The 18,096-nt window shown below is 63.5% G+C and carries 17 protein-coding genes and 1 pseudogene; 1 reads left to right on the top strand and 17 read right to left on the bottom strand.

Translation table 11 applies throughout. The features are described from left to right. Window positions 1–62: 62 nt before the first annotated feature. The 3 genes from NKI88_RS10535 to NKI88_RS10525 all read right to left on the bottom strand — a co-directional run bounded on the left by NKI88_RS10535 (window position 63) and on the right by NKI88_RS10525 (window position 3,054). Complete coding sequence (locus NKI88_RS10535; protein ID WP_352655011.1) at window positions 63–860, bottom strand: ABC transporter substrate-binding protein; 798 nt, start codon at window positions 858–860, stop codon at window positions 63–65. A 77-nt stretch (window positions 861–937) separates the two neighbouring features. Continuing rightward, window positions 938–2,137 carry a pyridoxal phosphate-dependent aminotransferase gene (locus NKI88_RS10530; RefSeq protein WP_352655009.1) on the bottom strand — a complete coding sequence of 400 codons (1,200 nt, stop codon included), beginning with the start codon at window positions 2,135–2,137 and terminating at the stop codon, window positions 938–940. A 155-nt stretch (window positions 2,138–2,292) separates the two neighbouring features. Beyond that, a complete protein-coding gene (locus NKI88_RS10525; protein ID WP_023686922.1) occupies window positions 2,293–3,054 on the bottom strand; it encodes an HpcH/HpaI aldolase family protein in 762 nt (253 codons plus the stop codon). 120 nt (window positions 3,055–3,174) lie between these two features. On the opposite strand from NKI88_RS10525, the gene NKI88_RS10520 reads away from it, so the two are divergent. Further along, window positions 3,175–4,266: an LLM class flavin-dependent oxidoreductase gene (locus tag NKI88_RS10520; RefSeq protein ID WP_286462608.1), complete on the top strand. Its 1,092-nt coding sequence runs from the start codon at window positions 3,175–3,177 to the stop codon at window positions 4,264–4,266. 23 nt (window positions 4,267–4,289) lie between these two features. Here the strand turns inward: NKI88_RS10520 and NKI88_RS10515 are convergent, their stop codons facing one another. The 14 genes and pseudogenes from NKI88_RS10515 to NKI88_RS10455 form a co-directional block, all read right to left on the bottom strand. Next, a complete protein-coding gene (locus tag NKI88_RS10515) occupies window positions 4,290–4,685 on the bottom strand; it encodes a RidA family protein (RefSeq protein ID WP_023667806.1) in 396 nt (131 codons plus the stop codon). 55 nt (window positions 4,686–4,740) lie between these two features. Next, the gene (locus tag NKI88_RS10510) at window positions 4,741–5,889 is read right to left on the bottom strand and encodes an acyl-CoA dehydrogenase family protein (protein WP_023695191.1); all 1,149 of its coding nucleotides are present in this window, start codon (window positions 5,887–5,889) and stop codon (window positions 4,741–4,743) included. Next, window positions 5,889–6,701 (bottom strand): enoyl-CoA hydratase family protein, encoded by an 813-nt coding sequence (locus tag NKI88_RS10505; RefSeq protein WP_352655006.1) that lies wholly within the window; start codon window positions 6,699–6,701, stop codon window positions 5,889–5,891. The genes NKI88_RS10510 and NKI88_RS10505 overlap by 1 nt, the downstream gene beginning before the upstream one ends. Beyond that, on the bottom strand, window positions 6,698–7,168 hold the full coding sequence (locus tag NKI88_RS10500; protein WP_023667803.1) for a MarR family winged helix-turn-helix transcriptional regulator: 471 nt from the start codon (window positions 7,166–7,168) through the stop codon (window positions 6,698–6,700). The genes NKI88_RS10505 and NKI88_RS10500 overlap by 4 nt, the downstream gene beginning before the upstream one ends. Next, window positions 7,162–7,935: an SDR family NAD(P)-dependent oxidoreductase gene (locus NKI88_RS10495; RefSeq protein ID WP_352655004.1), complete on the bottom strand. Its 774-nt coding sequence runs from the start codon at window positions 7,933–7,935 to the stop codon at window positions 7,162–7,164. Before NKI88_RS10495 ends, NKI88_RS10500 begins: the two co-directional genes overlap by 7 nt. Beyond that, window positions 7,932–10,226, bottom strand: a complete 2,295-nt coding sequence (locus NKI88_RS10490) for a bifunctional salicylyl-CoA 5-hydroxylase/oxidoreductase (protein WP_352655002.1) — start codon at window positions 10,224–10,226, stop codon at window positions 7,932–7,934. The genes NKI88_RS10495 and NKI88_RS10490 overlap by 4 nt, the downstream gene beginning before the upstream one ends. 141 nt (window positions 10,227–10,367) lie before the next feature. Beyond that, window positions 10,368–10,967: a VOC family protein gene (locus NKI88_RS10485; RefSeq protein WP_352655000.1), complete on the bottom strand. Its 600-nt coding sequence runs from the start codon at window positions 10,965–10,967 to the stop codon at window positions 10,368–10,370. A gap of 77 nt (window positions 10,968–11,044) precedes the next feature. Then, a complete protein-coding gene (locus tag NKI88_RS10480) occupies window positions 11,045–11,875 on the bottom strand; it encodes an ATP-binding cassette domain-containing protein (RefSeq protein WP_352596942.1) in 831 nt (276 codons plus the stop codon). Further along, window positions 11,868–12,746 carry an ABC transporter ATP-binding protein gene (locus tag NKI88_RS10475; protein WP_352654997.1) on the bottom strand — a complete coding sequence of 293 codons (879 nt, stop codon included), beginning with the start codon at window positions 12,744–12,746 and terminating at the stop codon, window positions 11,868–11,870. Before NKI88_RS10475 ends, NKI88_RS10480 begins: the two co-directional genes overlap by 8 nt. After that, complete coding sequence (locus NKI88_RS10470; RefSeq protein WP_352654995.1) at window positions 12,743–13,591, bottom strand: ABC transporter permease; 849 nt, start codon at window positions 13,589–13,591, stop codon at window positions 12,743–12,745. The genes NKI88_RS10475 and NKI88_RS10470 overlap by 4 nt, the downstream gene beginning before the upstream one ends. Beyond that, window positions 13,584–14,591 carry an ABC transporter permease gene (locus tag NKI88_RS10465; RefSeq protein WP_352654993.1) on the bottom strand — a complete coding sequence of 336 codons (1,008 nt, stop codon included), beginning with the start codon at window positions 14,589–14,591 and terminating at the stop codon, window positions 13,584–13,586. The genes NKI88_RS10470 and NKI88_RS10465 overlap by 8 nt, the downstream gene beginning before the upstream one ends. A gap of 42 nt (window positions 14,592–14,633) precedes the next feature. After that, window positions 14,634–14,746 (bottom strand): annotated as a pseudogene (locus NKI88_RS31830) (endonuclease domain-containing protein); the annotation flags it as partial. A gap of 33 nt (window positions 14,747–14,779) precedes the next feature. Continuing rightward, on the bottom strand, window positions 14,780–16,306 hold the full coding sequence (locus NKI88_RS10460; RefSeq protein ID WP_352654989.1) for an ABC transporter substrate-binding protein: 1,527 nt from the start codon (window positions 16,304–16,306) through the stop codon (window positions 14,780–14,782). Window positions 16,307–16,416: 110 nt separating this feature from the next. Further along, window positions 16,417–17,991, bottom strand: a complete 1,575-nt coding sequence (locus NKI88_RS10455) for a phytoene desaturase family protein (protein WP_352654987.1) — start codon at window positions 17,989–17,991, stop codon at window positions 16,417–16,419. Window positions 17,992–18,096 lie beyond the last annotated feature (105 nt).

Raw genomic sequence — 18,096 nt, 5'->3', positions numbered from 1 at the left:
CGCCGGAGCGTGAAATGAATCGTGCCGGCCTGGGAGCCGGCACGATTTAAGTGCATTGCCGGTCAGGCCTTGGGCAGCGGCATTTCCTTGACCGTCGAGGAATCGGCTGGCGCGTCGCTGCCGAACCACTTCTTGTGGATCGCGGCCAGCGTTCCGTCCTTCTTCATCGCGGTCAGCGCGTCGTTCAGCTTGCCGAGCAGCGGATGGTCCTTGCTCATCATCAGGCCGTACTGTTCGCCGGTCTTGATGCGCTGCTTGACCTTCAGGTCCTTCATCTTGGTGAAGGAGTATTCCATGCCCGGAATATCGCTGACGGCGGCGTCCACGCGGCCCGCGCTGAGGTCGAGCAGAAGATTCTGCTGCGTGTCATAGCCCTTCACGTCGCTGTAGCCGTCAGCCTCCTGATGCGCCTTGACCCAGGTCTCGCCGGTCGAGCCTGAAAGCACACCGACGATCTTGCCTTTGAGGTCGGCCTCGGTGTTAACAGCGCTATCGGTCTTCGTCGCAATGCCCATGTCGGAATCATAATAGGGCTGGGTGAAGGACAGCGTTTTCAGTCGCTCCGGCGTGATGGTGATCGAGGAGATCGCGACATCGATGCGGTTGGAACTGACAGCCGCAAACAGCGCCTGAAAGCCGAGGTCGGCAATGTCGGTGGTCATGCCGGCACGCTTGGCCGCTTCGTTGACGATGTCGACTTCAAAGCCCTCGAAAGTGCCGCTCTCGTTCTTGTATTCGAAGGGCGGATTGGTCGGGTAGGCGCCGACATTGAGCACATCGGCGGCAAAGGCGGTGGCCGGGCCGGCAGCGATGCCGATGGTGGCGGCGAGAAGAAGCAGGTAGCGACGAGTGAAGCTCATTTTTTGTTCCCTCTGGTTGTTGATCGGGCGGGTTTGCTCCCGCACGGTTTGTTGCCGTCCCACCTCCCAGCGGGGCGTCAATTCATGGCGGCGACCATGCGCTCGAGCGCGGTCGCTATCTGGTCGCGTTCACGGCACACGCACATCCGCAGGAAGGCCGCTGCCGAATTTCCAAAGAGGTGGCCGGGAGCCAGCCCGACGCGCGCCGTCTCCAGTATTCTGGCGCAGGCCTGCCGGGCGTCGCTTTCGCCGTCCATGGCAAAGAAGGCATACATGCCTCCGCGCGGTTTCGTCGGCAGGATGATGCCGGGAATCTGGGCCAGCCTGTCATAGGCAAGGTCGAGGCCGGTTTTGATCCGCTGCCTGATCTCCTCGACCAGCGGCTCGCCTTGGCGGATGGCGGCGACAGCGCCTGCCTGGATAGGCGCGGCGGTGCCGCTGTTGATGTACTGCGTCATGGCGCCAAGCTGGTCGGCCACCCCCGACGGATGCGTCAGCCAGCCGATGCGCCAGCCGGTCATCGCCCACGCCTTCGAAAAACTGTTGACCGACAGCACCCGGTCGCCATCCTCGGCGATCTGCAGGATGGAAGGAGCAACATTGCCGTCGAAATAGAGCCGGCCATAGACCTCGTCGGAGATGATCCAGATGCCGGTGCGCCGGCTGAAGTCGAGCAGCGCCTGCTTCTCCTCGCGCGACGCGGTCCAGCCGGTCGGGTTGGACGGCGTCGACAGGAAGATCGCGCGTGTGCGCGCATCGCAAGTGGCGAACAGCCGGTCGAGATCGAGATGCCAGTCGCCCTTGAAGTCGAGCGAAAACGGCCTTGGCTCGCCGCCGATCAGATGGATGGCGTTGTGGATGTTGGGCCATTGCGGCGCGACATAGACGACGTTGCTGCCGGTATCGACCAGCAGTTCCAGCGCCAGGTACAGCGCCTGCATGCCGCCGGGCGTGACCGTGGTGCGCGCAATCGGGATCGTCCGGCCGTGAATGCGCGTTTGGTATTCCGACAGCGCCTCGTTCAGTAGGGGGTGCCCACGCATGTTAGGGACGTAGAACGTCTGGCCTTCATCGAAGGCGGCCTTCGCCGCGTCGCGGATGAAAGCGGGCGTCACCATGTCGCCTTCGCCGTACCAGAGCGCGATCACGTCGCCCAGTTCTCGGGCGCGCACGGCAAGGTTGGCAATGTTTTCGGTGTGCAGGTCACGGATCTGGGCACGTACGCCGTCGAAAGCATAACGCGCGCTGGACGATGACTGGGGCAGTATGAACGACAAGGACTGAAACCCCTCCCACCCGGAGCACCGCGACGGACTGCCCGGCAAGCCCCACCGGCACGACAGTCGCCATCGAGTTTGGATGCTATCCAATGTGCTGCGCTTTTCAAGGAAAAAGTTTTAAGCTTAAAAAGTTTTTGCCCGATCCCGCCCGTCTACCGCAGCTCGGCGCGCGCAGCGGTGCAGTTGGCCGCAGCGCCGGCGCCAAGAAACATCGTATCGCTGGCCAGCACGAAGAAGCTCGCGCCGATAGCGGCCCACTGGCTGATCGTCTGTGGGCTGGCGCAAAATATACCCGATGTCCTGCCATGCGCGACGGTCGCGCGGATGATCCTTGTGATCGCCTCATTGAGCTTGTCCACGCCTTTCGGCCCGATCGCATCGATCGACACGGAGAGATCGCCGGGGCCGACGAAGACCACATCGATGCCGTCTATGGCCGCGATCGCCTCGATGTTGGCCAGCCCCTCCGATGTCTCGACCTGGACCGCGACGACCACCCTGTCATTGGCCGCGGCCAGATATTCGGGAATGCGATAGCCATAGCCGGCCGCGCGGCCAGGCCCGACGCCGCGCTCGCCCAGCGGCGGATAGCGCGAGGCCTTCACCGCCGCCTCGGCCTGAGCAGCGGTCGAGACGCGCGGCACGAGCACGCCTTGTGCGCCGCTGTCGAGCGCCGCCTGGATAGCTTCCGGCGCATGACCGGGAACACGCACCATGGCCGGCACGCGATGCACGTCGGCCGCGCGCACCATGGTTTCGATCGTGTCGCGCGCGATCTGGGCATGTTCCCAGTCGATGCAGACGAAGTCGAGGCCGGTGAGCGCCATCACTTCGACGGCGACGGGATGGGGAATAGCGGCGAAGGAGCCGACGAGATTGGTCTTGCCGATGCACTTCTGACGGAACGCGCTCATATCCATCCCCTTTTCCCCTCCAAATTCATATCCGCAATCGGCGGCGAGGCGAAGCTATTTCAGGCTTGAAATATTTTTGCGCGGGCCTAGCGTGTCGGTCTCCCGCCACGAGTTCCCATGATGATCAAAACGCATCCCCTGCACGGCTCGAACAAACTGAAGCTCGGCGTCTTTTCGACCAATGCCGATGGCGGTCTGGCCATCACCGATGTGCCGGAACGCTGGACGGCAAGCTGGCAGGACAATCTGACGGCGGCGCAGATCGCCGACCGCGCCGGGCTGGAATTTATGCTTCCGATCGCGCGCTGGCGTGGCTTTGGCGGCCGCAACAAGGTGCGCGAATGGTCGTTCGAGACCTTCACCTGGGCAGCAGCTCTGGCGGTGGCCACCGAGCAGATCGGCCTGTTCATGACCGTGCATGTGCCGCTGGTGCATCCGCTCTATGCCGCCAAGGCGCTGGCAACTGTCGACCATATCAGCCAGGGCCGCGCCGGCTTGAACATCGTCTGCGGCTGGAACCCGAAGGAATTCGGCATGTTCGGCACGCCTTTGGTCGAGAAGGGCTACGACCAGGCCGCCGAATGGATCGAAATCCTGGAAAAGCTCTACGCCTCGGACCAGCCTCTGGACTATGAAGGCACCTACTATCGCCTCAAGGAGGCGGTGAGCCGGCCGGCGAGCCTGCAGGTTCCACGCCCAGTGACCATGAACGCTGCTTTCGGTGGCCCGGGCCGGGATTTCGCCGCCGCCCGATGCGATTATCTGTTCACGACCTTTTCGGAAATGAGCGATGCCGGCAAGCATGTCGCCGACATCAGCGAGCGGGCCGACAAGGTTGGCCGCAACGTCGGGGTCTACACGGTGGCGCATGTCGTCTGCCGTCCAACCATGGAAGAGGCGCAGGCCTACTACACGCGCTATGCCGTCGATCTGGTCGACCACGATGCGGTCGATGCTCATATGGCAGGCAAGAAGGAGTTCTCGCAGTCGCATGACCCGCATGACTATGACCGCTACCGGCAGCGTTTCGCCGGCGGCGCCGGCACCTACCCGCTGGTTGGAACGCCGGAGACGATTGCCGCCGAGATGGCGGCAATAGCCGGGCATGGCTACCAGGGCATCGCGCTGTCGTTCGTCAACTACACCCAGGAACTGCCCTATTTCTGCGACCACGTATTTCCGCTGCTGAAGCGGGCGGGGCTGCGCTGCTGATCAATCCGGGAATAACGAATTCGTTAATCCGGAATGACGGCGGTTGCCTGAATTTCGATCTTGGCGCGATCTTCCACCAGCGCCACCACCTGCATGGCGGCCATCGCTGGAAAATGCCGGCCGATCACCTCGCGATAGGCCTCGCCTATACCCTTGAGATTGCCGAGATATTCGGCCTTGTCGGTGAAATACCAGGTCATCGCGGTGATGTGCCGTGGCTCCGCGCCGGCTTCCGCCAGCACGGCGACGATGTTTTGCAGCGTCTGCCGCACCTGGCCGGCGAAATCGTCGGTCTCGAACTGGCACTGCCCGTTCCAGCCGACCTGTCCGCCCACGAAGACGAGCCTGCCGCGCGCAGCAATGCCGTTGGCGTAGCCGACCGGTTTCGCCCAGCCCTCCGGCTGCAGGATCTCGTGCATTTTCAAGCCTCCCCGGTATTCTTAAAGATCAATCTCAAATCAAAATACATCGCCGTCAGGCCGCGCCCATCACCTGCCGTGCGATCACCACCTTCTGCACATCGGATGCGCCCTCGTAGATGCGTAGCGCGCGGATCTCGCGATAGAGGCTCTCGACGATATGGCCCTTGCGGACGCCGTCCCCCCCATGCAGCTGCACAGCCTTGTCGATCACCTCTTGCGCCTTGTCGGTGGCGAACAGCTTAGCCATCGCCGCCTCGCGGGTGACACGAGCCGCGCCCATGTCCTTGGTCCAGGCAGCGCGGTAGACCAGCAGCGCTGCGGCATCGATGTCCAGCGCCATGTCGGCGATATGGCCTTGCACCATCTGCAGCTCTGCCATCGGAGCGCCGAAAAGTTTGCGCTCGGCCACCCTGCTGATGCTTTCGTCCAGCGCCCGGCGGGCAAAGCCGAGTGCCGCCGCGCCGACCGTGGAGCGGAACACGTCAAGCACCGACATGGCGATGCGGAAGCCGTCTCCCGGTTTGCCGATCAGCGCCGAGGCCGGCACCCGGACCTGATCGAAGGAAAGCCGCGCCAGCGGATGCGGCGCGATCACTTCAAGGCGCTCGGCAATGCCAAGCCCCTTGGTATCAGCGGGTACGAGAAAGGCGGAAAGTCCCTTGGCACCCGGTGCCTCGGCGGTGCGGGCAAAGACGACGTAGAGATCGGCAATGCCGCCATTGGAAATCCAGGTCTTCTCGCCGCTGAGGATATAGAAGTCGCCATCGCGGCTCGCCATCATTTCGGTGTTGGCGACATCCGACCCGGAGCGTGGCTCCGAAAGCGCGAAGGCGGAAATCGTCTTGCCGGCCCTGGTCTTTGCCAGCCATTGCTGCTGGTCGGGCGTGCCGAACAGGCTGAGCGCGCCGGTGCCGAGCCCCTGCATGGCGAAGGCGAAGTCGGCCAACCCGTCATGGCGCGCCAGCGTCTCGCGCGTGATGCACAAGGTGCGGACATCGAGCGGTCCCGGATTGTCGGTATCGAGCGCCGTCGGCTTCAGCCAGCCGTCGCGGCCAAGTTTCGCCACCAGCTCGCGGCAGGCGGCATCGACGTCGTGGTGATCGACGGGCAGGTTCCTGGCGCACCAGGCATCAAGGCGTTCGGCGAGTTCGCGATGCCGGTCTTCGAAAAACGGCCAGTTGAGGAAACTCTTGTCAGCCATCAATTGCCCTCGAACACCGGTTTCTCCTTGGCGAGGAAGGCCTTGTAAGCGCGCTCGAAGTCACGCGTCTGCATGCAGATCGCCTGCGCCTGCGCTTCCGCTTCGATCGCCTGGTCGAGGCCCATCGACCATTCCTGGTTGAGCTGCGTCTTGGTGATGCCGTGCGCGAAGGTCGGACCCGAGACGATGCGCGCCGCCATCTCGAGCGCGTCGGCCTCGAGCACTGCGGCATCGACCAGCCTGTTGTAGAAGCCCCAGCGCTCGCCTTCCGCTGCCGTCATCGTGCGGCTGGTGTAGAGCAATTCGGCGGCACGGCCCTGGCCGATGATGCGCGGCAGGATCGCGCAGGCGCCCATGTCGCAGCCGGCAAGGCCGACGCGGGTGAACAGGAAAGCGGTCTTGGCCTCCGGCGTGGCGATGCGGATGTCGGCGCTCATGGCGATGATGGCGCCGGCGCCGACCGCGACACCGTCGACCGCCGCGATGATCGGCTTGCCGCAATTGAGCATCGCCTTGACGAAATCGCCGGTCATGCGGGTGAAGGCGAGCAATTCCTTCATGTCCATCTTGACCAATGGGCCGATAATGTCGTGGACATCGCCGCCCGAGCAGAAATTGCCGCCATTGGGCAGGAACACCACGGCGTCGACGTCGTCGGCATAGACGAGATCGCGGAACGTGTCGCGCAGTTCCGCATAGCTGTCGAAGGTCAGCGGATTCTTGCGCTCCGGCCGGTCGAGCCGCACCTTGGCGATCCTGCCTTCGACTTCCCAAAGGAAGTGCTTCGGCTTGAGGCCGGCCATCGAACTCATTCGCGTCCCTCCCAGTTGCTGCGGAACGAGGTCAGCATGCCGGTCAGCCGGCGCGCATCCTCCTCGCTGACCTTGGCCAGCAATTCTCCGATCCAACCCTCATGCGCCGCGGCCATTGCGGCAAAAGATTTGGAACCCTCGTCGGTCAGTCGCACCATGGATGTGCGGCGATCGCCATTGCGGCGCGCGCGCGCGACCACCCCTTCCGAAACAAGCCGGTCGACGATGCCGGTGACATTGCCGTTGGATACCAGCAGGAAGCGCGACAGATCGCTCATCAGCATGCCTTCCGGCGCGCGGTAGAGGGCGGCCATGACGTCGAAACGCGGCAGCGTCGTATCGAATTCCTTCTTCAGGCGCTCGCGCAGCTCCGCTTCGATCGTGCGCGAGGCGCGCAGCAGCCTGATCCAGAGACGCAGCCGGTCCTTGCCGGGTCCCGACGGCGCGGGCAATGGGCCGGCTACCATGTTTCGCCTCCTGAGATCGAAATTGCTTGTCCGGTAATCGACGCAGCCGCATCGCCGCACAGCCAGAGCACCGCCGCGGCAACTTCCTGCGGCTGGATGAAACGGCCTTGCGGGTTGGTCGAGGCAAGGCTCGCCCGCGCCTGCTCGACTGAGCGGCCGGTCTTTTCGACGACGCGCTGAATGGACTCCTCCAGCATGCCGGTCTCTACGAAGCCCGGGCAAACGGCGTTGACGGTCACGCCGGATTTCGCCGTCTCGGCGGCCAGCGCCCGCATCAGCCCGACGACGCCGTGCTTGGCCGCCACATAGGGTGCGACATAGGCGTAGCCTTTCAGCCCTGCGGTCGAGGCGACGAAGACGATCCGGCCCGCCTTGCGCGCGGCCATGCCGGCCAGCGCCGGCTTCACCGTCAGGAAGGCGCCGGTCAGATTGACGTCGAGCGTGCGCTGCCAGTCGGCAAGCGAGGTCCTGTGCGCCGGCGTGCTGCCGGCCATGCCGGCATTGGCGACGATGATGTCGAACGGGCCGCGCACGGCTTCCGCTTGCGTGTAGAGCGATGTCACCGCCGCCTCGTTGGCAACATCGGCTGACATGGCGTGGATGCGGTCGTTCTCGCCAGCCACCTTGGCAAGCTCGGTCTCGCGCCGCCCGCATATGGTCACCTCTATGCCGGCCTCGGCCAGCACGAGTGCTATGGCCCGGCCGACGCCGGAGCCGCCGCCAGTGACCAGCGCATGTTTGCCTGAAATCGCCAAGGCCGTCGTCATACTTTCAGCCCCGCCGCCGCATCGCGCTCGGCCAGCCGGTAGATCTGGTCGCGTCCGGGAAGATAGGGATCCGGCCATTTGACCCCACGGTCAGTGAGCCTCACCGCCGCATGCAGCGTCCAGTAGGGATCGGCGAGATGCGGCCGTGCCAGGGCCACCAGGTCGGCGCGGCCGGCCATCAGGATCGAATTGACATGGTCCGGCTCATAGATGTTGCCGACCGCCATCGTCGCCATGCCGACCTCGTTGCGGATGCGGTCCGAGAATGGTGTCTGGAACATGCGGCCATAGACAGGTTTAGCGGCAATCGAGGTCTGGCCTGCCGAGACGTCGCATATGTCGACGCCGGCTTTATGCAGCATTCGCGCGATCTCCACGGCATCGGCCGGCGTCACACCCTCGATGCCGACCCAATCATTGGCCGAAATGCGCACCGAAATCGGCTTTCGCGCCGGCCAGGCGGCGCGCACCGCATGGAAGATTTCTAGGGGATAGCGCATGCGATTTTCCAGCGAACCGCCATACTCATCCGTGCGCTGGTTGGTGACCGGCGTGATGAAGGACGACAGGAGATAGCCGTGCGCGGCGTGGATCTCGAGCATGTCGAAGCCGCAACGATCGGCCATTTCGGTGGAGGCCACGAACTGGTCGCGCACCAAATTCATATCGGCGCGGTCCATGGCTTTCGGCACCTGGTTTTGCGGCGACCATGCAATCGCCGAGGCCGCCGTGACCGGCCAATTGCCTGAGGCGAGCGGCACGTCGGTGCCTTCCCACCCGACACGGGTCGAGCCCTTGGCCCCGGAATGGCCGATCTGCGCGCAGATTTTCGCCTCGGTCTCGGCGTGGACGAAATCGACAAGCCGCTTCCACGCCACCTCATGTTCCGGCGCATAGAAACCGGGACAGCCGGGCGTGATGCGTCCTTCCGGGCTGACGCAGGTCATCTCGATATAGACAAGCCCGGCTCCGCCCTTCGCACGCTCGGCATAGTGGGCGAAATGCCAGTCGGTCGGGCAGCCGTCGACGGCCTTGTACTGCGCCATCGGCGAAACGACGACCCGGTTGTTGAGCTGCATGTCGCGCAGCTTGAACGGCGCGAACATCGGCGCCCGGCGCTGCCTGTTGCCGCCTGCCCCCGCCTGGCGCTGGAACCATTCCTCGGCGCTTTCAAGCCATTTGGCATCGCGCAGCCGCAAATTCTCGTGGCTGATGCGCTGCGAGCGGGTCAGCAGCGAATAATTGAACTGCACCGGATCGAGCCCGAGATAGCGCTCGACCTCCTCGAACCACTCCAGCGAATTGCGCGCCGCCGACTGCAGCTTCAGCACCTCGGTGCGGCGCGCATCCTCATACTTGCGGAAGGCGGCGTCGAGGTCCGGTTCGGTTTTGACATATTCGGCCAGCGCCACCGCGCTTTCCAATGCGAGCTTGGTGCCGGAGCCGATCGAGAAATGTGCCGAGGCCGCCGCGTCGCCCATCAGCGCCAGGTTCTTGTAGGACCAGCGTTCGCACAGCACGCGCGGGAAATTGATCCAGGCCGAACCTCTGATGTGATTGGCATTGGTCATCAGCGCGTGGCCGCCGAGATGTTTCTCAAAGATGCGCTCGCAGACAGCGATGGATTCCTGCTGCGACATGGCGCCGAAGCCGAAGGCAGCCCAGGTCTGTTCGCTGCACTCGACAATGAAGGTCGCTGTCTCGCTGTCGAATTGATAGGCGTGCGCCCACACCCAGCCATGATCGGTCTTCTCGAAGATGAAGGTGAAGGCGTCGTCGAATTTCTGGTTGGTGCCGAGCCAGACGAATTTGCATTTGCGGGTGTCGATGTCGGGCTTGAAGACTTCGACGAAGGTGTTGCGCGCCCTTGAGTTCAGCCCATCGGCGGCGACGACCAGATCATGCGTCTCCATATAGTGCTGAGGGTCGGCGATATCGCTCTCGAACATCAGCCTCACGCCAAGTTCGCGCGCGCGTCGCTGCAGCAGGATCAGAAGCCGCTTGCGGCCGATGCCACAGAAACCGTGGCCCGACGAGACCGTGCGCACGCCGTCATGGATGACGGCGATGTCGTCCCAATAGGCGAAATGCTTCTTGATCCATACAGCGCTGACCGGGTCGTTTTTGGCAAGGTTGTCGAGTGTTTCGGCCGACAGCACGACGCCCCAGCCGAACGTATCGTCGGCGCGGTTGCGCTCAAACACCGTGACCTCGTGGGCGGCGTCCCGCAGCTTCATTGAAATGGCAAAGTAGAGGCCGGCTGGTCCGCCACCGAGAACCGCAACCTTCATCCGTGCGATCTCCTCTTCGCTTGCTGCATATCAAGTATCGCGCCGGAGATAAAATATTTCAAGCTTAAAGTTTCATGTTGGAACGATTGCTGGACACGGGTGGCGCGCCTGCGGGCTGGCCCCGCAAGCGCGCTCTGGAAATTACTTGTCCGGGTTCTTCGGGCTCCACAGCACAGTCTCGGCACCCTTCTCATAGGCCATCCCATCGGGATAGCTGATCGCCTCCAGTTGCAATCCCCATGGCGCCTGGAAATAGAGGATGGTCTGGCCGGCCGCCGGACCTTCCCTGACCGGCAGCGGACCCAACCGCGTCTTCACCCCCTTGCCGTCGAGATAGGCTTTCGCCGCGGCGACATCATCGACATACATGGCAATGTGGAAGCCGCCGATATCGCTGTTCTTCGGAGTCAAATCCTTCTGGTCAGGCGCGGTGTACTTGAACAGCTCGATGTTCGATCCATAACCGCAACGCACCATGGTGACCTGCTCGATGACAGCCTTCGGATCGACGCCCAGAAGATCCTGCATGAAGGTGCCCTTGTCATCGGCGAACGGACCGAACGACATCGCCTTCTTGCAGCCGACGACTTCGGTGAAGAAGTCGACCGCCTGCTTCATGTCGGGCACCGTGATGCCGGTGTGGTCGTGGCCGCGCATGCCGGGGATCGCATCGGCCGAAGCCGTTCCCATCGAGCAGAACAGGATCGCGGCAAGCATCGTGCCGCGGGCTGCGTAATTCATATTACCCTCCGTTCGCGGGCTGATTTTGCCCTCATGCACGTCCGAAGCCCGCTGTTCGGCGTGGGGGGTGAACAGTCCTATGCCGGCGCTTTCGTTGCTGGCCGCAACCAGTCCGCGTCGATCTCAGGCAGTGGGATGGCGGCAAGCAGGTCGCGCGTGTAGGTCTCCTTGGGATTGTCGAACAGCGCATCGGTGGCGCTCGCCTCGACGATCCTGCCCTCGCGCATGACGATCACTTGTTGGCACAGCCGCCGGATGACCGACAGGTCGTGGCTGATGAAGGCGACCGTCAGCCCCATCTCCGCGGCCAGTCTCTCCAAAAGGGTGAGGATCTGCGCCTGCGTCGATACGTCGAGGCCGGAGACGATCTCGTCGGCCAGCACGAATTTCGGCGAAAGCGCCAACGCGCGCGCAATTCCGACGCGCTGGCGCTGCCCGCCCGACAGTTCATGACGATAGCGACTAGCGAAGCTTTGCGGCAGGCCGACGCGATGCAATGCCTCGGCGACGCGTTCCCTAAGCCTGTCGCCAAGCCCATTCTGCTTGAGCGGCGCGGCAATGATGCGGGCGATGGTGCGACGCGGGTTGAGCGACGACATCGGGTCCTGGAAGATCATCTGCAGGTCGCGGCGCAGAGGTCGCAGCTCTGCATCCGGCAGATGGGCGATATCGCGGCCCTCGAAATGGATGCTGCCGACGCTCGGCTCCAGAAGTCTGACAAGCGTGCGGCCGAGCGTCGATTTTCCGGACCCGGATTCACCGACGATGCCGGTCACCGAACCCCTCGGCAAATCGAAGTCCAGGCCTTTCAAAATCTCGGCCAGCGGCGCGCGGCCGATCAGCGGCTTGCGGGTCATGTCGGGCAGCGCCACCTTCAGCCCGCGGACGGAAAACAGCGGCTCAACCATGCGGCCGCCTCCACGCCTGGTCTGCCGCGTCGATCTCAGCGGCAAGCCCGGCCAGCACGGTCTCGTCCACCGGCATCAGCGAGGCGAAAGGATCTGTGTAACGCGGCGTCGCGGCCATCAGTGCCCGCGTGTATGGGTGCTGCGGGGCGCCGAAGAGAGCAGCCGTCTCGGCTTCCTCCACCACTTTGCCGGCATAAAGCACCGACACCTTCTGGCTGATCTTTGCAACGACGCCGAGATCGTGGGTGACGAACAGGATCGCGGTGCCATGCTCGCGCTGCAGCTCGGCGATCAGGCGCAGGATCTGCTTTTGCACGGTAACGTCGAGCGCGGTTGTCGGCTCGTCGGCCACGATCAGCCGTGGCTCGGCGGCGAAGGCGGCGGCGATCAGCACGCGCTGGCGCATGCCGCCGGACAGCTCGTGCGGATAGCATTTCAGCACCCGGTCGGGATCGCGGATCTGCACTTCATCCAACAATTGCCGGATCCGCTTGTCCGCCTTGTCACCGCTCCAGCCGAGAATGCGCACCAGCCGGTCAGTCATCTGCGGACCGATGCGGCGCGACGGGTTGAGCGCAGTCAACGGATCCTGCGGGATCAGCGCCGTGCGGGCGCCGATCAGCGTACGCCTTGCCTTGGGCTGCAGCCTGCCGAGCTCTTGGCCTTCGAGCTGCATGGCGCCTTCGACGATGCGCACGCTTGACGGCAGCACACCGAGCACCGCCTTGCCGATCATCGTCTTGCCGGCGCCGCTCTCGCCGACAAGAGCACGCACCTCACCCCGCTGCACGGAAAGCGACACCGAGCGCAGCACTCGCTGGCCGTTCGGCAGCACGGCGCTCAGATTGGCAATATCCAGGCAAGCGCTCATCGCAGCACCGGATCGAAGCGTGTCTTCAGCGCCTCGCCGAACTGGCTGAACGACAGCACGGTGAGGATCAGCGTGACAAGCGGAAACACCAGCACCCACCAGGCTTGATGTATCGACAGCCGGCCCTCGGCGATGATGCCGCCCCAGGTGGGATCGTCGGTCGAGATCGACAGATTGACGAAGGACAGGATGGCCTCGACGATGACGGCGATGCCCATTTCCAGCGACAGCAGCGCCACGATCGAGGGCAGTACATTGGGCAGCACCTCGCGCAGCATGATGCCGATGCGGCCATAGCCGGCGATGCGGGCGTTCTCGACGTAGTCCATGCGCGACTGGCCCATCGCTTCGGCGCGGATCACCCGGCAAAAGCGCGTCCAGTCGATGATGGCGATGGCGAGGATGACGGAGCTGAGACCAGTGCCGAGCACCGCGACCAGCAGGATGGCGAACAGCACCGGCGGAAACGCCATCCAGACATCGACGATGCGCGAAATGATCCGGTCGGCCCAGCCACCGAAATAGCCGGCGACCAGTCCGAGTGTCGAGCCAACGAGGCAGGCGGCAATCGCCGCCGCAAAAGCGACGATGAAGGCGATGCGGCCGCCGAAGATAAGCCGGGACAAGAGGTCGCGGCCGAGGCTGTCGGTGCCCAGCCAATAGCCGGGCTCGGTGCCATCGAGCCAGAAGGGCGGCAGCCGCTCCAGCATCAGATCCTGCGCCAGCGGGTCCTGCGGCGCCACCAGCGGCGCGAACATCGCGGCAAGAAGCGCCAGCAGCAGCCAGCCGCCGGCCAGCCACAGCCTCGGGCCCAATCCGCGCCGGGCCATGCGTGCCTCATCCATGGCGCAGCCTCGGATTGAGCAGCGCATACATCATGTCGACTGCAAGATTGATCAGCACGAACAGCAGCGCGAACACCAGCACGATGCCTTGGATCAGCGGCAGGTCGCGGTTGATGACGGCATCGATCGCCATATTGCCGAGCCCTTCGTAGGAAAACAGCCGCTCGACGATGACCGTGCCGCCGACAAGGAAGGTGAACTGGACGCCGACGAGAGTCAGTGTCGGCAAGGCAGCGTTCTTCAGCGCCTCGCGCAGGATAACCTGCGTTTCCGAAAACCCCTTCACCCGCGCCAGCACGACATAGTCGAGGTCCAGCACTTCCTTCAGCGACTGTTTCAGCAACTGCGCGATGATTGCGGCCAGCGGCAATGCCAAGGCTACTGCCGGCATCAGCATGTGCTTCAGCAGATCCCAGGTCAGGTCGAGGCGCAGCCGAAGCAAGCTCTCGAAGAAATAGAACTGGGTGACGAAGGGGAGGTCGAGCTGCGGCGACACGCGGCCGGAGATATCGAAGATCGGCACCAGCACGCCAAACAAAAGGATCAGCACGAGGCCCCACAGGAAATCGGGAATGGAAAGGGCGGCGCCGCTGGCGATATCGATGCCGGCTTCGACCGCCGTGCCGCGCTCGCGGGCTCCGAGGATCGCCGTCGTGCCGCCGAGCCCAACCGCCATGACGAGCGCGATGATGGCAAGTTCCAGCGTTGCCGGCAAACGATTGAAGACGAGGCTGAGCACATCTTGCCTGAGCGAAATCGAGGTGCCGAAATCGCCCCTGACGACGCCGGACAGCCAGATGAAGAATTGCTGCACGATGGTCTTGTCGAGCCCGTAGAGTGCACGCAGCCGGTCGATGTCGGCATCTGTCGCACCGGGGGGCAGCATCATGGCGATCGGGTCACCAGGCGCGACGCGGATCACGACAAAGACGACGACAGCCACGCCGAACAGCGTGATCAGCATCGTCAGCAGACGGATCAGGAATCGTTGCAGGAGCATTCTGGTGTTGGCCCAGTGCGTTTCTAACGAAGAGCCCCCTCATTCGTCCGCTTCGCGGCCACCTTCTCCCCAAGGGGAGAAGAGGTCACGGACAGCTGAGCTGGTCTCTTCTCCCCAGCGGGGAGAAGGTGGCCCGAAGGGCCGGATGAGGGGGCCGCTCAGCGAAGGGTGGCGCCCACAAGCCGATATCAGGCCGGGGTCATCAGCGCCGGCAGCAGCGCGCCGGACACATGCTGCACCACGTTGACGCCCTTGGCATGCACGATCGGTTGCGCATACTGAATCAACGGCAGCACATAGGCCTGCTCGGCGATATAGTTGTCGACAGCCTTCCAGCCGGCGATGCGCTTGGCCTCGTCCTTCTCGCCCCAGAGCGGATTGATCATGTCGGTCAGGTCCTGGCTGTCCCACACCGAGTGCGGGCTCGGCCCATACATGGCAAAACCCGTCGACGTCGTAGGGTCGCCGATGGCGTTGCCCCAATTGTAGAAGGCGGCCGGCGCCAGCTTGTCGGCGGCGCGCAGTTCATAGTGCTTGGCGATCTCGTAGACCTCGATCGTCGCCTCGATGCCGACCTTGCGCCACATGCCGACGATTGCCTGGATCATCTCATAATCCTTGGGCTTGAAGCCCTTGGTCGTCTGGAAGGTGAACTTGACCGGTTTTTCCGGCGAATAGCCGGAAGCCGCGAGCAGCTCCTTGGCCTTTTCAGGATTGTGCTCGACCTTGATCGAGGCATCGAAGGCCGTGTACTCCGGGGTCTCCAGCGTAGCGATCGGCTGGCCATAGCCGCGCAGCAGCCGTTTGACCAGAAGCTCCTTGTCCACAGCCATGACAGCGGCCTGGCGGACGTTCTTGTCCAGCATCGCTTCAATGTCATTGAAGAAGATCATGCCGATGTCGGAAACAGGCTTGCACGAGCCGGCAAGCCCGTCCTTGGCGATCAGCCGGTCATACTCTTCATAGGGGACCTCCAGCGTCACCTGCGAGGAACCGGATTCGATCTCGGCAACGCGGCTCGCCGCGTCGGTGACGAACTTGATCGTCACATTCTCGAAGGCCGGCTTGTCGCCCCAATAGTGCGGGTTGGCCTTCAGTCGGAGGAAAGCATTTCGCTCGAATTTTTCCACCATGTACGGGCCGGTGCCGATCGGCGCCTTCTCGAACCCTTCCGCGCCAACCTTCTCGTAATAGGCCTTCGGCAGGATGTAGCCGGTCAGGAACGACATCCATTTGAAATAGACCGGATCGAACTGCACGACGTCGCCGGTGATCTTGTTGCCGTCGATCTTGAAATTGTTGACGTTCTTCCAGACGAACTGGATCGGATTGCCGGTCTTTTCGTCGCCCGCCCGCTGCAGCGACCAGACCACGTCCTCGGGCGTGAAGGGCGAGCCGTCATGCCAGGTCACGCCTTCGCGCACCGTCATCGTCACCTTGGTACGATCCTCGTTCCAGCCCCATTCGGTGAGCAGGCCAGGCGCAAAGGACAGGTCCGGCTTTTGCGGAATGAACTGGTCGAACACCGACTGGTAGAGGCCCTGGATCGTCGGGTTGACGGCCGAGGGTCCGGTGGTCGGATTCCAGGACGGCAGGTTGACGTTATAGGCGATGGTCAGTTCGCCCGCTGCCTTGGCGATCTGCGGCAGGCCGATTGCGGCCGCACCAAGTGCCGCGGCACTGTATCCCAGCAATTCGCGTCTGTTGATTGTCATGGTCGTTCCCCTTGTTGTTTGTTGTCTTTGCGCGGCACTACCAGTTCATAGCTTCAGGCTTCGTGGGCAGCAGCGCCTTGCCTCTCGTCGCCCTCCTGAAATCTTCCGAGCTACCTCCCGCCAAGCTGTTGCGCGAGCATGTAGCCCGAGGCCGCGCCGCTGCCGGCGCCCGGCCATGTCGCGGCGCCCGTGAGGTGCAGATTGGCGACCGGCGTGTTCCAGCCGGCATAGCCGCGCGCCGGGCGAAACAAGAAGTTCTGCGCCAGATGATGGCTGCCGCAGACCTGGTCGCCACCGACGAGATTGGGGTTCTCACGCTCGAGGTCGATTGGCGAGAACACTGCACGGCCGAGGATTTTCGCGTGCAGTCCGGGTGCGTAGATCTCGATGGTGTCGAGCACGCGTTCGGCATAGACGTCCTTGACCTGATCCCAATGCGCGGGCGCGATCTTGCCGGCCGCATCGCCCAGGATTTCGGCGGGCAGCATGCGCACCTGCACCCACAGCACATGCTTGCCCTGCGGCGCGCGTGACGGATCGACCGCTGTCGGCTGGCCGACGACCAGCACCGGTTCGTCCGGCAGCATGCCCGCCATCGCCTGCTGATAGGTGCGCGACATCGCGTCGAGCGAGGGCGACAGATGCACATAGGCGAACTGCCGCAGCTCGGCCCCGGCGCGCCAGTCCGGCAGGTCGTCGAGCGCCAGATGGATCATCATCGTGCCCGGCGCGTGCCGAAATTTCTGCATCGCCACATCGAAGCCGGTGTCGCCGGAACCGTTGGGCAGCAACTTGCCGGTCAGCGCCCTGGGCGCGACGCCGGCAATGACCGCCTTGGTTACCGTATGCGTCTCACCGGACGCAAGCCGCACGCCGGTCGCCTTGCCGGCGGAAACGGTGATTTCGGCAACCTCTGTCCCTGTGACGATCTTGCCGCCCGCCGAGGTGACCATACCTGCCAGCGCCCGGATGATCGTGTCGGCGCCGCCCTTGCCTAGCACCATGCCAAAGGTCTGGTTGGCCATGGATTCCAGATAGGGGAACACGGCGCCGCCGGCGATGTCGGGGGCGAAGTCGAGATGCATGCCCCAGGTGGCGAGCGTTGCCCGCACATGGGCAGACTCGAAATTTTCCTCCAGCCAGGCGCGCGGCGATGACAGCAAAAGCCTACCAGTATCGAGCGCGCCTGACATGCCCTTCTTGCGCCACAGGTTCCAGGCGGTGCCGGCAAGCGCGCGGGCACTCATCGGCGAGCCCAGCAGCCGGAACAGATGCTCGGCCTCTGCCGGGAAGGCAGCGACCAGTCTACGCCAGGTCGCGGCATCGGCGGTGGAGAAAGCGGCCATGCGGCCGGTGGTTTTTTCCAGATCGTTGCTGACGCCGAACCAGCGTCCGTCCGGGAAGGCGCTGGCAAAACAGTCGGCGACCGGCGCGAACTCAAGACCCTGTGCTTTCAATTCATTTGCATATTTCCGGTGGAAGGTGGAGCCGGCGAACAGGCTCAGATTCATTGCACCGAAATCGTGCCGGAAGCCGGGAAGCGTATATTCGTGTGTCTGGACGGTGCCGCCGATTGCTGCACTGCGCTCGAAAATCCCGGTTTTCCAGCCCTTGAGTGCCAGATGCGCAGCGCATGCCAGACTGTTGTGGCCCGCCCCGACAAAGATGGCGTCGAACTCGCTCACGCCCCGTTCCCATTTCCTTTATGCTTAAAGATAATTGCAGATGCATATGTTTTCGTCTAGTAGGATATTAAGGGCCGAGACGAGCCTTGATCATCACCGACAAGA

It is taken from the genome of Mesorhizobium sp. M0317 (assembly GCF_040321555.1).
GTDB lineage: Bacteria > Pseudomonadota > Alphaproteobacteria > Rhizobiales > Rhizobiaceae > Mesorhizobium.
The sequence above is the reverse complement of the archived record's forward strand: the minus strand, read 5'-3'. Positions and strand labels throughout refer to the sequence as shown.